The 12,604-nt window shown below is 73.8% G+C and carries 15 protein-coding genes; 6 read left to right on the top strand and 9 right to left on the bottom strand.

Features of this window, described 5'->3' with window-relative positions; translation table 11 throughout:
* The first annotated feature begins 104 nt into the window (after positions 1 to 104).
* Positions 105 to 1,127, top strand: coding sequence for a sigma-70 family RNA polymerase sigma factor (locus ACR9E3_RS13050; RefSeq protein ID WP_460380692.1), 1,023 nt, complete (start codon positions 105 to 107; stop codon positions 1,125 to 1,127).
* On the opposite strand, the gene ACR9E3_RS13055 is transcribed toward ACR9E3_RS13050, so the two are convergent.
* Positions 1,114 to 1,548: a MarR family winged helix-turn-helix transcriptional regulator gene (locus ACR9E3_RS13055; protein WP_460380693.1), complete on the bottom strand. Its 435-nt coding sequence runs from the start codon at positions 1,546 to 1,548 to the stop codon at positions 1,114 to 1,116. The genes ACR9E3_RS13050 and ACR9E3_RS13055 overlap by 14 nt on opposite strands.
* Positions 1,549 to 1,598: 50 nt before the next feature.
* On the opposite strand from ACR9E3_RS13055, the gene ACR9E3_RS13060 reads away from it, so the two are divergent.
* Complete coding sequence (locus tag ACR9E3_RS13060) at positions 1,599 to 2,729, top strand: cytochrome P450 family protein (RefSeq protein WP_460380694.1); 1,131 nt, start codon at positions 1,599 to 1,601, stop codon at positions 2,727 to 2,729.
* On the opposite strand, the gene ACR9E3_RS13065 is transcribed toward ACR9E3_RS13060, so the two are convergent.
* Together ACR9E3_RS13065 and ACR9E3_RS13070 are read right to left on the bottom strand one after the other, a co-directional pair.
* Complete coding sequence (locus ACR9E3_RS13065; protein ID WP_460380695.1) at positions 2,726 to 3,619, bottom strand: SMP-30/gluconolactonase/LRE family protein; 894 nt, start codon at positions 3,617 to 3,619, stop codon at positions 2,726 to 2,728. The two genes, ACR9E3_RS13060 and ACR9E3_RS13065, sit on opposite strands and share 4 nt — an antisense overlap.
* Positions 3,620 to 3,700: 81 nt before the next feature.
* Positions 3,701 to 5,227, bottom strand: coding sequence for an alpha/beta hydrolase (locus ACR9E3_RS13070; protein ID WP_460380696.1), 1,527 nt, complete (start codon positions 5,225 to 5,227; stop codon positions 3,701 to 3,703).
* Positions 5,228 to 5,295: 68 nt separating this feature from the next.
* On the opposite strand from ACR9E3_RS13070, the gene ACR9E3_RS13075 reads away from it, so the two are divergent.
* Together ACR9E3_RS13075 and ACR9E3_RS13080 are read left to right on the top strand one after the other, a co-directional pair.
* The gene (locus tag ACR9E3_RS13075; protein WP_460380698.1) at positions 5,296 to 6,315 is read left to right on the top strand and encodes an LLM class flavin-dependent oxidoreductase; all 1,020 of its coding nucleotides are present in this window, start codon (positions 5,296 to 5,298) and stop codon (positions 6,313 to 6,315) included.
* A gap of 15 nt (positions 6,316 to 6,330) precedes the next feature.
* A complete protein-coding gene (locus ACR9E3_RS13080) occupies positions 6,331 to 6,684 on the top strand; it encodes a VOC family protein (protein ID WP_460380699.1) in 354 nt (117 codons plus the stop codon).
* A gap of 6 nt (positions 6,685 to 6,690) precedes the next feature.
* On the opposite strand, the gene ACR9E3_RS13085 is transcribed toward ACR9E3_RS13080, so the two are convergent.
* Positions 6,691 to 7,269: a TetR/AcrR family transcriptional regulator gene (locus ACR9E3_RS13085; protein WP_460380700.1), complete on the bottom strand. Its 579-nt coding sequence runs from the start codon at positions 7,267 to 7,269 to the stop codon at positions 6,691 to 6,693.
* An 88-nt stretch (positions 7,270 to 7,357) separates the two neighbouring features.
* On the opposite strand from ACR9E3_RS13085, the gene ACR9E3_RS13090 reads away from it, so the two are divergent.
* Complete coding sequence (locus tag ACR9E3_RS13090; protein ID WP_460380701.1) at positions 7,358 to 8,050, top strand: class I SAM-dependent methyltransferase; 693 nt, start codon at positions 7,358 to 7,360, stop codon at positions 8,048 to 8,050.
* Here the strand turns inward: ACR9E3_RS13090 and ACR9E3_RS13095 are convergent.
* The 5 genes from ACR9E3_RS13095 to ACR9E3_RS13115 form a co-directional block, all read right to left on the bottom strand.
* Entirely contained in the window at positions 8,028 to 8,342 is a 315-nt protein-coding gene (locus tag ACR9E3_RS13095) for a muconolactone Delta-isomerase (RefSeq protein WP_460380702.1), read from the bottom strand. The genes ACR9E3_RS13090 and ACR9E3_RS13095 overlap by 23 nt on opposite strands.
* Before the next feature lie 77 nt (positions 8,343 to 8,419).
* A complete protein-coding gene (locus tag ACR9E3_RS13100; RefSeq protein ID WP_460380743.1) occupies positions 8,420 to 9,598 on the bottom strand; it encodes an FAD-dependent monooxygenase in 1,179 nt (392 codons plus the stop codon).
* 73 nt (positions 9,599 to 9,671) lie between these two features.
* Positions 9,672 to 10,097 carry a TA system VapC family ribonuclease toxin gene (locus tag ACR9E3_RS13105; RefSeq protein ID WP_460380703.1) on the bottom strand — a complete coding sequence of 142 codons (426 nt, stop codon included), beginning with the start codon at positions 10,095 to 10,097 and terminating at the stop codon, positions 9,672 to 9,674.
* Positions 10,094 to 10,324 carry an antitoxin gene (locus ACR9E3_RS13110; RefSeq protein ID WP_460380704.1) on the bottom strand — a complete coding sequence of 77 codons (231 nt, stop codon included), beginning with the start codon at positions 10,322 to 10,324 and terminating at the stop codon, positions 10,094 to 10,096. The genes ACR9E3_RS13105 and ACR9E3_RS13110 overlap by 4 nt, the downstream gene beginning before the upstream one ends.
* A gap of 130 nt (positions 10,325 to 10,454) precedes the next feature.
* The gene (locus ACR9E3_RS13115) at positions 10,455 to 11,084 is read right to left on the bottom strand and encodes an NYN domain-containing protein (RefSeq protein ID WP_460380706.1); all 630 of its coding nucleotides are present in this window, start codon (positions 11,082 to 11,084) and stop codon (positions 10,455 to 10,457) included.
* Positions 11,085 to 11,251: 167 nt separating this feature from the next.
* Here ACR9E3_RS13115 and ACR9E3_RS13120 point away from each other — a divergent pair, with 167 nt between their 5' ends.
* Positions 11,252 to 12,601, top strand: a complete 1,350-nt coding sequence (locus ACR9E3_RS13120; RefSeq protein WP_460380707.1) for a recombinase family protein — start codon at positions 11,252 to 11,254, stop codon at positions 12,599 to 12,601.
* Positions 12,602 to 12,604 lie beyond the last annotated feature (3 nt).

Consider the following 12,604-nt stretch of genomic DNA (forward strand, 5'->3'; position numbering starts at 1 on the left):
TCCCGTCGCCGCGCGTGAGCCCACGCTCGTCCGTGCCCGTCCCACCGCCGGTCCGTGCTCGCGGACGTCGTCGCTGTCGGGCGCAGCGGGCAGACTGCCCGTCCATGAGCGAGAGCCTCACCGCCGCGCCCGGGGACGACCTCGACCGGGCGCGCGCGGGCGACGACGCGGCCTTCGACCGGCTGGTCGCGCCGCTGCGCGGCGAGCTGCACGCCCACTGCTACCGGATGCTCGGCTCGGTGCACGACGCCGACGACGCGCTGCAGGACGCCCTGGTGCGCGCGTGGCGGGCGATCGGGCGGTTCGAGGGCCGCTCGGCGCTGCGGTCGTGGCTCTACACCGTGGCGACCAACGCGAGCCTCGACGCCATCTCCCGGCGCGGCCGGCGCGCGCTGCCGATGGACCTCGGCCCGTCCAGCGAGGCCCCGGGCGACGACCCTCCGCGCACCGAGATCGCCTGGCTGGGCCCGTACCCCGACGACCCGGACGCCACGGTCGCCCAGCGGGAGTCCGTCGAGCTCGCGTTCGTCGCCGCGCTGCAGCACCTGCCGGGCAACCAGCGCGCCGCCCTGCTGCTCATGGAGGTCCTCGGGTTCTCGGCCGCCGAGGTCGCGGCGATGATGGCGACGTCGGTCGCGTCGGTGAACAGCGCGGTGCAGCGGGCCCGGGCGACGGTCGCGGAGAAGGTGCCGGGCCCGAGCCAGCAGCGCACCCTGCGCGGCCTGCCCGACGCCGAGCTGGCGGCCACCGTCGCGCGCTACGCCGCGGCGCTCGAGGCGGGCGACGCCGACGCGCTGGTCGGGCTGCTCACCGCGGACGTCACGTGGTCGATGCCGCCGAACGCGGCATGGTTCCGGGGCACCGCGGCGGTCACCGCGTTCCTGCGCGCCGCGCCGTTCACCGTGGCGTGGCGCCACGTCCCGGCGCGGGCCAACGGTCAGCTCGCGGTCGGCTGCTACACGTGGGACGACGGGGACGGGATCTGGCGCGGCCAGGTGCTCGACGTGCTCGCGCTCGCCCCCGACGGCCGGATCGCCGAGGTCACCGCCTTCATCGGGCCCGAGCACCTCGCCCGGGTCGGCCTGCCGGCGACACTGCCCGCCGACGCGCCGCTCACCCGTTCCTGATCACGTCGTCGGTCTCGTCCTCGGCGGCCGCGAGGAACGCGCCCATCTGGGCGAGCACCGGCGCGTCGGCTCCGGTCAGCAGCGCGGCCAGCCTGGCGTTGAGGGGCTCGTAGAACGCCCCGATCCGCGCGATCGACGCCGGCTCGGGCTCGACGAGCACGCGGCGGCGGTCGGCGGGATCGGCCACGCGGCGCACGTGCCCGGCGGCGTGCAGACGCTCGACCACCCGCGACGCGGACCCGGTGGTGAGGTTGAGGCGCCCCGCCAGGACCCCCGGCGTCGCCGGACCGTGGCGGGTGAGCTCGTAGAGGCACTGGAGCTCGGTGGCGCCGACACCGAGGTGCCCCGCCACGAGCCCGTTGAACTGCACGAGCCGCACGCTCCACGCCGCCAGGGCGGCGACCACGTCCTCCGGGGACACCGGACCTCCGTTCTCTGCACGGTGCAGCAATTGTGTGTCACAGTATCTGCATGACGCAGCAATCGTCGCACGGCGCCTGCCCCTTCGTCGCCGGGACCCGCCGCCCGGAGGAGCCCTACCCGGGCCGGGAGGCGCTGCGGGCCGCCGGTCCGGTGGCGGTCGTCGAGGCGCCCGCGGGCGGGCCGGTGGCGGTGGTGACCACCGCGGCGCTGGCCCGCGCGGTGCTCGGCGACCCGCGGATCGTCAAGGACACCGCGCTCGCCCCGTCGCACTGGGACCCGCACGCGGCGGGCCTCGAGCCGGCCGCGGCGCAGGCGCTGTCCTTGACCACGGCCGAGGGCGCGACCCACGCCGCCCTGCGCCGCGCCCACGCGCCGATGCTCTCGCCGCGGCGGATGCGGGCCCTCGCGCCGGCCATGCGCGAGACCGCCCGGGCGATGCTCCGTGCCGCCGGACCCGGCCCCGTCGACCTGCTCACGGACTTCACCACCCGCTACCCGCTCACCGTGGTCGGCGACCTGCTCGGGGTCCCGCGGGCGATGCTCGACGACGCGGTGACCGCGTGCCGGCAGATGTTCGGCGACGCGACCGAGGGCGCCGCGGCGATGGCGGCGTTCGCCCGCCTGGGCGCGGCGGCGATGGCCCACGACGGGCTCGCCCGCGAGCTGCGCGAGCGCCTGCCGCCGGAGATCTCCGACGACGAGGTGCACTACCTGCTGTTCGCGCTGATCTTCGCCGGGCAGCTCACCACCGACACCGCGCTGGGTTTCCTCGTCGCGCGGGTCCTCACCGACGGGCCGCCGGACGACGCCGGCGCGCTCGTCGACGACGTCCTGCGCCGCGACCCGCCCGCGCCGTTCACGCTCTGGCGCTTCGCCGCCGAGGAGGTGGTGCTCGACGGGGTCGTGCTCGCGCCGGGGACGCCGGTGCTCGTCGACGTCGCCGGGCTGGCCGACGACCCGGCCGCGGGCCCCGGCGCCGGGCTCGCGTTCGGTGCCGGGCCGCACGTGTGCGCGGGTCCGCACCTCGCCCGCGCCGAGCTCGCGGCCGTCGTCGACGTCCTGGTCGCCGACTTCCCCGACGCCCGCCTCGCCGTGCCCGCCACCGACCTGCGCCGCGTCGACCCCGGGACGGTGGGCGGCAGCCGGCTGGCGTCCCTGCCGGTGGAGGGCCTGACCTAGGGCAGTCCCGCGTGCGGGACGTCGACGCGGCCGGCGAGCAGTACCGCCTCCCGGACCGGGCGCCGCTCGTGCTCCGCGAACGACGGCGCCGCGCACGCGTAGAGCGTCCGGCCGTCCTCGCCACCGAGCATGCAGGCGTAGACGCCGAGGTTGCCCGTGCCCCGCTCCTCGAGGATCGTCCCGCCCTCGGCGACGCGCACGACGCGCTGGTGCAGGGCGTCCGCCACCCAGATCGCGCCCTCCGCGTCGCCGCCGATGCCGTCGGGGGCCACCGCCAGCGCGCCGAGGGCCTCGCCGACGTCGTCGGTGATGGGCGGCGCCGAGAAGCGGGCCCAGTCCCGCCGGCGGGCCAGGCCGCCGTCGGCGGCGACGTCGAACGCGGTCAGCCGGGCGCCGAAGGTCTCGGCGACGACCAGGACACGGTCGAAGAGCACCATGCCGTTGGGGAAGAGCAGGTCGTCGGCGATGGTGCGCGCGGTGCCGTCGGGGGCGACGTGCGTCAGCGTCGTGCGGGCGATCGGGGCGCCGCTCATGAGGTCGAAGCCGAAGTTGCCGACGTACGCGCCGCCGCTGGTGTCGACCAGCATGTCGTTGAGGTGGTGGCTCACCAGGCCCGACAGGTCGGCGTGCTCGACCAGCGACCCGTCGTGCTCGCGGCGCAGGATCCGGTGGTCGCGCATCGAGACGATCAGGGCCCGCCCGTCGGGCAGGAACCCGAGCCCCGAGGGCTGCTGGGGGACCTCGGCCATCACCTCGTGGCCGCCGTCGGGGTCGATCGCGACGACCCGCTCGGTGTAGAAGTCCGAGACCCACAGCCGGCCCTCGTGCCAGCGGGGGCACTCCAGGTACGACCATCCGTCGGACACCACGTCGAAGTCCTGCTGCCCCACGGTGGGCTCCTCCTCGAGTCGACCGGGCCTGATCGTCCGCGCACGCTCGACCTCCGGCCGACCGGTGTCAAGGCCGGGTGATCAGCAGGTCGTGTCCGACCCCGGCAGCTCGCCGTCGACCAGCCACGCGACGGTGGCGTCGGTCGCGCACCGGTTCCGGCCGAGCACCCCGTGCCCGACGTCGCCGGTGGTGATCATGACCGCGCGCGAGCCGAGGGCGTCGCGGACGTGGCGGGCGCCCTCGAGCGGGGTGGCCGGATCGGCACGGTTCTGCAGCATCAGTGCCTGCGGCGGCCCGTCGTGGCCGGCGTCGGTGAGCGTGGGGAGCGGGTCGCGCGGCGCGGCAGGCCAGAACGCGCACGGGCGGATCGTGGCGCGGGCCCCGGAGCTGACCGGGTGGGCCGCGCGGTCCTCCTCGAAGGCGCGGCGGTAGTCGGCGGGGTCGCGGGACCACGACGGGTCGGCGCACTGCACGCCGAGCCCCGCGGCGACCGCCCGGTCGACCCGGGCCTGGCGCGCCGCGTCGGGCGGCGAGGCGCCGACGCCCAGCCGGGCGGCGAGGTCGTCCTCCCGGGGCGCGCCGGGCGTCCGGGCGTCGACGGCGAGCAGGGCGGCCAGGTCGTCGACGTACGCCCCGCCGCCGCGCAGCGCGTCCTCGAGGACGAGGCGCAGCCCGCGGACCTCCACGGGCGACCCGGCGAGGACGACCTCGCCCCGCGCGGCCCGCGCCCGCAGGTCGAGGTAGCGGGCCCGCACGTCGTCGGCGGTGCCGAGACCCCATCGCGGGTCGGCCGCGATCGTCGCGGCGACCGCGGTGAAGCTCGCGTCGGTCCCGGCGTCGGACAGGCGGAAGCGCTCCTGCCAGCCGACGGTGTCGTCGTCCACGCTGTCGAGGACGACGCGGTCGGTGTGGTCGGAGAACACCGACGAGTACGCGGTCCCCAGCGAGGTGCCGTACGAGGTCCCGTAGAACGACAGGCGTTCCTCGCCGAGCGCGGAGCGCAGCACGTCCATGTCGCGGATCGCGTCGGCCGTGCTGAGGAACGGCCACAGGTCCGCGCCGGCGCGGGCGCAGGTCGCGGCGATGTCGCGGGCGGCGGCCGCGTCGGCGTCGAAGTCGAGGGCGGTGGGGTCGCCGGTCGCGAGCCGGAGCAACGGGTCGGTCAGCCCGCAACGCGCGGCGGGAGTGCTCGCGCCGACGCCACGGGGGTCGAGGCCGACGAGGTCGTAGCTCCGGCGCAGCGCGTGGTCCGTGAGGGCGTCGACGCCCAGCGTGTTGTACCGCGCCTCCGCGCCGGGCCCGCCGGGGTTGGTCAGCAGTACCCCGCGGCGCTGCTGCGGGTCGGTGGCGCGCAGCCGCGTGACGGCGAGGGTCAGCGTCGGCGAGGCCGGATCCCGGTAGTCGCGGGGCACGGGGAGATCGGCGCACTCGACGCCGGGCTCGGGGGCGTCGGGGCAGGGCCGCCACGTCAGGATCGGCGGCACCCGCCCGTCGGTGAGCCGGGCGACGCCCGCCGCGGCGGGGTCCGGTCCCGTGCCCGGGGCGGTCGGGCCGGAGCAGGCGAGCAGGACCAGCCCGACGAGCGCCAGGACGGCCGGGCGGAGCATTGCTGGCGATCATCGCCGATCGAGGCGTGGTCCGGAATGCCTCGGTGCGGTGCGATGTTGGTTGAAACGTGAAGAAGATTGGGTTCCTCTCCTTCGGGCACTGGTCGCCGTCCCCGCAGTCGATGGTGCGGTCCGCCCAGGACGCCCTGCTGCAGTCGGTGGAGCTGGCCGTGGCGGCCGAGGAGGCCGGCGCCGACGGCGCGTACTTCCGCGTGCACCACTTCGCCCGACAGCTCGCGTCCCCGTTCCCGCTGCTGTCCGCGGCCGCCGCCCGGACCAGCCGGATCGAGCTGGGCACCGGGGTGATCGACATGCGCTACGAGAACCCCCTGTACATGGCCGAGGACGCGGGCGCCGCCGACCTCATCTCCGGTGGACGGCTGCAGCTCGGCATCAGCCGCGGGTCCCCCGAGCAGGTCATCGACGGCTACCGCTACTTCGGCCACGTGCCCACCGAGGGCGAGACCGACGCGGACATGGCCCGCCACCACACGCAGCTCTTCCTCGACGTGCTCTCCGGCGAGGGCTTCGCCCAGCCCAACCCGCGGCCGATGTTCGCCAACCCGCCCGGGCTGCTGCGCCTCGAGCCGTACTCGGAGGGGCTGCGGGACCGCATCTGGTGGGGCGCGGGCAGCCGTGCCACCGCCGAGTGGACCGCCGAGCAGGGGATGAACCTCATGAGCTCGACACTGCTCACCGAGGACACCGGGGTGCCGTTCCACCGCCTGCAGGCCGAGCAGATCCAGCGCTTCCGCGACGCGTGGGCCGCCGCCGGGCACGAGCGCGAGCCGCGCGTGTCGGTCAGCCGCAGCATCTTCCCGATCGTCAGCGAGCTCGACCGCCAGCTGTTCTGGCGCGAGCGGCACTCGACCGACCAGGTCGGCCACCTCGACGGCGGCGACGCGCGGTTCGGCCGGACCTACGCCGGCGAGCCGGACAAGCTCGTGGCCGAGCTCGCCGAGGACGAGGCGATCGCCGCGGCGGACACGCTCCTGCTCACCGTGCCCAACCAGCTCGGCGTGGACTACAACGCCCACGTGATCGAGAGCGTCCTGACCCACCTCGCCCCGGAGCTCGGCTGGCGGTGAGCCCATGATGGGCGCGTGGGACATCACCTGGTCGCGATCCCGATCCTGCCGGTCCGCGAGATGGCGGACGCCGTGGCGTTCTGGTCGCGGGTCCCGCACCTGACGGTCGACGAGTACGCCGGCGGCGGCTACGCGTTCGTCCGCCACGACGGAGCCGAGGTCGTCCACCTCGGCCTCGTCTCGGATCTCGACGTCGCCGGGAACGCCGCGGGCTGCTACTTGCACGTCGACGACGCCGATCGCCGGCGCGCCGAGCTGGCCGACGCCGGGCTCCCGGTGTCGGAGGTTCGCGAGGAACCGTGGGGGTTGCGGGAGTTCCGCTTCACGGACCCGAGCGGCAACGTCGTCAGGCTCGGGTCACCGGGCTGAGGACCGTCATGGGCCGAACACCGTGTCGAGGTGGTCGTCGAAGGCCGCCTCGGCTGCTTCCGGCGTGCACTGCTCGGTGAGGACGTGTGCCGCGAGCCCGTCGACCAGCGCCGTCAGGGCGACGGCGGCGGCCTCCGGGGCACCGACCCGCCCGGCGGCCAGTAGACGGTCGGCGACGAAGGCGCGCATCTGGTCCATCCCCTCGCGCACCCACCGTGCGATCTCCGGTGAGACGGCCGCACGGGCACCGAACGCGAGGGCGACGTGGGCCTCCACGCGGCGCTCCTCGTCGAGAGGCAGCAGCTCCACCAGCAGGGCGCGCACGGCCTGGCGCGGCGTGCCGTGCTCGATCTCCGCCCCGCGGCGGGCGAGCCGCGCCTGCCCCTGCTCGGCCACCACCTCGAGGGCGAAGCGCAGCATCTCGTCCTTCGTGCGGAACCAGTGCTGCACCAGCCCGGCGGAGACGCCGGCCTCCGCCGCGACGTGCCGCAGGCTCACCTCGTCGAGTCCGCGACCGGCGATGACGCGATGCAGGGCCCGGGCGATCTCCGCCCGGCGCTCCTGTGGGTCGACCTTCTTCGGCACGCGCGCATCCTGACACGATGCAACTGTATTGCGATCGCGGGTGCCGCCGTGTGACGATGCAGCTGCATCGCCACGCTAGGGGGTCGCCGTGCCCGACACGCTCCACGACCGACGCCTGCGGCGGGGACGCCGCTGGTGGGACCTCGTCAGCCCCGTCCACGGGTCGGCCGGCGGCCAGACGACCCGCGTCGCCGAGCTCGCCCTGACGCACCTGGCGCTCGGACCCGGTGCCGCGGTGCTCGACCTCGGGTGCGGCAGCGGAGCCGCACTGCCGACCCTGAGCGCGGCCGTCGGCCCGGCGGGCCGGGTGGTCGGCATCGACAACAGCCCGAAGATGCTGGCCCGCGCGGAGGCGGTTGTGCGCGGGCACGGTCTGGAGAACGTCGAGCTCCGGCACGCCGACGCCACCCGTGCCGAGATCGAGCACGGCGCGTTCGACGCCGTGTACGCCTGCTCGTCGATCAGCGCCATGCCCGACGTCCCCGGGGCTCTCGCCGCGGTCCGGACGGCACTGCGCCCTGGCGGACGGCTGTTCGTCTTCGACATGCGGCTGGTCCCGCGCGGGTGGTCGATGCCGGTGATCCTCCTGCTGCGGGGCGTCTACGCGGCCAGCGCCGGCTTCGCCGGCGTCGACGTGCTCGACACGGCCCGGGGCGTGTTCGACGACGTCGAGCTCCCGGACTTCCCCGGCCAGGAGGGGCGGCGCCGGCCCGACGGGGGCTGGCCGCCGCTGACGATGTTCGTCGCCCGGACCGCCGTCAGCTCTGGGTCAGCTTGGTGACGGTGGCGGCGAAGTCCTCGTACCGGCGCAGCGCCGTGACCGTGATGTCCACGAACTGACCCATCTCGATCATGATCGGGAGGGTGAAGCAGATCTCGTCGAGGGTGTCGTGACTGTCGACGTCGAGGATGGCGATCACCCGCCGCTCCCCGGCGGCCTTCCAGAGGTCGACGACGACCCCCGCCTGCTTGGCGCCGAGCGCCGCCTCCGCCTCGCGGGTCCAGATACCGAAGAGGTCCTGCTGGCTCATCGTCGCGCCGTAGTCGACGTGGAAGTCGAGGTGGAAGAGCATCGACGGTCCTCCTCAGGATCGGGTGATCCGGACCCTAACGGTGCCGATCATGCGCCAACAACGGTCCGGAACACCCCTCACGTGCGGGTCGGCGACGCCGGGTCCGGCTCCCGGGCGTCGTCGGGCAGCGCGGGCCCGTTGATCGCGCGGTCGAGCAGGTCCCGGAACGCCTCGCTCTCGAAGTCCATGCTCGGGGGGGCCGCGCCGGGCAGGCGGCCGGCCGCGTTCATCCGCCCGATCTCCTGGTTGGCCTCGACGAACGGGCGCATCCGCCGCTCGTGGGCGGCGAACGCGGTCTCGGGGTCCCAGTCCGCGGCGGCCAGGTCGCCGGCCAGCAGGTGGGCACCCACGAGGGCGATGCTCGTGCCCTGCCCGGACATCGGGGACGAGCTGCAGGCCGCGTCCCCGAGCAGCCCGACCCGCCCGCTCGACCAGCGGTCCATCAGCACCTGGGCGACCTGGTCGAGGTAGAAGTCCGGGCTGTCGTCCACGTGCTCGAGGATGCGGGACGTCCACCAGCCGAAGCCCGCCATCCGCTCGCGCAGCAGGCGCTTCTGGGCCGCGACGTCGCGGAAGTCGACGTCGACGTCGGCCGCCGGGAACGAGAACATCGCCATCCCCTGCGTGGCGTCCTGGATCGGCCGCAGACCGGCCGACCGTCCGGCCTCCTGGTACTCGATCAGCCAGCGGTCCAGCCCGAACTCGTTCGGCACGCTGTAGAAGGCGAGCACGTGCCCGAGGTGGCGCACGAACCGCTCCCGGGGCCCGAAGACCATCTCCCGCAGGTTCGAGTGCAGGCCGTCGGCACCGATCACCAGGTCGTAGCGCCGCCGGTCGCCGCCCGCGAACACCACGTCGACGCCGTCCGCGTCCTGGGCCAGCTCGGCGATCCGGTCGCCGAAGACGTACTCGACGTCGTCCCGGGTCGCGTCGTAGAGCACCCGGGACAGGTCCCCGCGCAGGATCTCGATCTCCGCGATGAACCCGTCGCCCTCGTCGTCGTCCGCGCGGTAGGTCTCGAGGACGGTGCCGTCCGCGTCGACGGAGTACGCCCCGACGGTCCGGGTGCACGCCGCGCGCACCTCGGCGTCCAGCCCCATGCGTCGGATGACCTCCTTGGCCACCCCGCGGGCGTCGACCGCCTGCCCGCCCGGACGCAGCCCGGGGGCGCGCTCCACCACGGTCACCTCGGCGCCCCGCCGGCGCAGCCCGTGGGCCAGCGCCGGCCCCGCGATGCTCGCGCCGGCCACCAACACCCTCGTACCGCTCACCGTGCCCCCTGGTCACTCGGTCGTCGATGCGGAACTCCACCGATCTCTGCCGCCGACGTCAACGGCGCGGTGGTGGGATGTCGTCCGCCCGCGGCACGAGTGTGGTCAGCTCGGGCAGCTCCCGCGCCAGACCCTCGTCGAGGGTGGCCAGTGTCGCCTCGCGGCCCTCGGCCGCGAGACCCGCGAGGTAGGCGTCGGCCACCTGGCGATGCCCCCGAACGTGACCGAGTCGTGCGTCCGCGTAGGACAGCGAGTCGGACCAGAACTCACATCCGGGGAGGGCGTGCACGCCACGCAGCACGCTCGTCGCCACCGACGGCGTCTCGCCGGCCCAGATCAGGAACCTGAGGAGCGCTCCCTCGACGACGGGGCAGACCGCGAACCGCCGGATCCCGGCGGCCCACGTCGACGCCCGATCGTGGTGCTCGTGCTCGGCGACGGTGAGCGCGATGAGCACGTTCGCGTCGAGGAGGTAGGTCGTCACTCCTCGTCCAGCGCGCTCGCCACGTCGTCCGAGGTGATGCGGCGCCCGACGCTGACGTCCGGGAAGCCCGACCGCCCGTCGGTGGCGATCACGGCGGGCTCGTCGAGCTGGATCAACCCGCGTGCGGCCAGCTCCGCGATCACGGCCGACAGCGACAACCCGCGGCGCTCCGCGATCTCCTTGGCCCGCCGGTGGACGGCCGGGGGGAGATCGACGGTGGTGCGCACCCCGGCATCATCGCTGCATCACCCGCGATGCAGAGGCGCCGATCACACGTTGAAGCGGAACTCCACCCAATCACAATCTCGAAGACCATGTCGAGACGGCGGTCGCTGAACGGCGCCGATCAGATCGTCGTCACGGGCTGGCGTAGTTGGTCGTGTCCTCGATCGACCTGTACTCAGCCTCGCTCACGTAGTGACACCACGGGAGCTGTGAGCTAGCGAACCGTATGCGGTTCGCGCCCGTCCAGGAGGCGATCTCAACGTGTCCCAACTTGCGCTGCACGACAGTCTCGATCGCGGGGAGGAGGTCAGTGTCGGAGCTGAACAGGATGGCAGCGTCGTAGCCCCCGTCCAGCCCCATCGTCACGAGGTCCAGCGCCAGCGTCACGTCGATGCCCTTCTCCGAGGCCGGCGTCGTGGGCCAGTCACACGGGTACAGCAGCGGCCGACGCACGACTGTGACGAGGTTGCTTCGCTCCCACTCTGCTGTCTGACGATCGTTCGCTGCTGCTGCCTTCGCCTGGTGCACAGGGAGCGGCCGCCCCCGGTAGACCCGAACGCCGCTGAGGGACGAGGGGCGCTTGCGGCGCCCGACCAGAAGACGTGCGAGCCGAAGGGGGTCGACGTGCCCGGCCGCCGGGTGCGCGTTGACCGGCTGGAACTGGCGACGGGCCCAACCATGCATGTTCTGGTAGTCCATGAACACGACGACCCTGTCGGGGCCACCGGCAGCGTTTCCGCTGCTCAACGCCGACGTCTTCACGCATGACCTCCTGCTTAAGCCATAAAAAAATCCCCGCCAGTCCCGGAGGACGACGGGGAGTAATGCCAAGAGCGTAGCACCGCTTTGGACCGTCCGCCCAGCACCCTCGCCGACCTGATGGTGGACGAACTCACCAACGAGTTACGACGTGGTGCAACACTGTACCGGTGACGAGTGCGGCGCTCTACCTCCGCGTGTCCCTCGACGCAACGGGCGAGCAGCTCGCCGTGAGTCGCCAGCGGGAGGACTGCCGACGGATCGCGGCCGAGCGCGGCTGGGCGATCGTCGAGGAGTACGTCGACAACTCGGTATCGGCGTCGAAGGCAGGCGTGAAGCGGCCCGCGTATGACCGCATGGTCGCCGACTACGCGGCCGGTCGGTTCGCCGCGCTGGTGTGCTGGGACCTCGACCGGCTCACCCGCCAGCCGCGCCAGCTCGAGGACTGGATCGACGCGGCTGAGCAGCGCGGGCTGCTCCTCACGACGGCGAACGGCGAGGCGGACCTCTCGACCGACGGCGGCCGGTTGTTCGCCCGGATCAAGGCGTCGGTCGCCCGCGCCGAGGTCGAGCGCAAGAGCGCGCGCCAGAAGGCCGCCGCCGCGCAGCGTGCCGAGCATGGCCGGGCACCCCGGGGAGTCCGGCTTACGGGCTACACGGTGGCCGGCGAGATCGTGCCGGACGAGGCCGAGGTCGTCGCGCAGGTGTTCGCGCGCTTCGTCGCCGGCGACTCCCTCCGGGGCATCGCCGCCTGGCTGCCATCCGTGGCCCCGACGCGCAACGGCCGAGTGTGGAACCCGTCGACGGTGCGCACGATCCTGGTGAACCCTCGCTACGCGGGACGTGCCGTCTACCGCGGGCGCACCACGGGCAAGCGCGGCGACTGGGAGGCCATCGTCGACGACGCCACCTTCGACGCCGCGCAGGAGATTCTGAGCGACCCGCGCCGGATCGCGAACCGGAAGGGCACCGACCGCCGATACCTCGGGTCGAGCATCTACCGCTGTGGAGTGTGCGCACAGACGGTGCGCTCCCACAGCGGGAACCGGTACCGCTGTCCCGAGGGCGGCCACATCACGCGCATGGCGCCCAGCATCGACGCCTTCGTGCGGGGCGTCATCAGGGAGCGCCTCTCCCGACCGGACGTCTCGGACCTGTTGACGGAGCCGGACAACGGCGAGGCGGTCGAGCTCGCCCAGGAGGTCGCCGAACTTCGCGGCCGGCTCGTACAGGTGGAAGCCGACTACGACGCAGACCTAATCGACGGTCGACGCTACGCCGTCAAGACAGAAAAACTCCGCGCCCAACTCGCCGCCGCAGAAAGCGCCCGCGGTCGCGCCCTTGGCAATGCCGGGCTGATGTCCGTAATGGGCGCCTCCAACCCGGCCCTCGCCTTTGACGATGCCCCTCTCGGCGTTCAGCGGGCCATCCTCGAAGTTCTCGTCTCAGTTACCCTGTTGCCCGCCAAACGAGGTTACAAGTTCGATACGAGCTCGATTTCAATTGCATGGGGGGCGTAAGGA

This window comes from Actinomycetospora sp. C-140, from assembly GCF_054796175.1.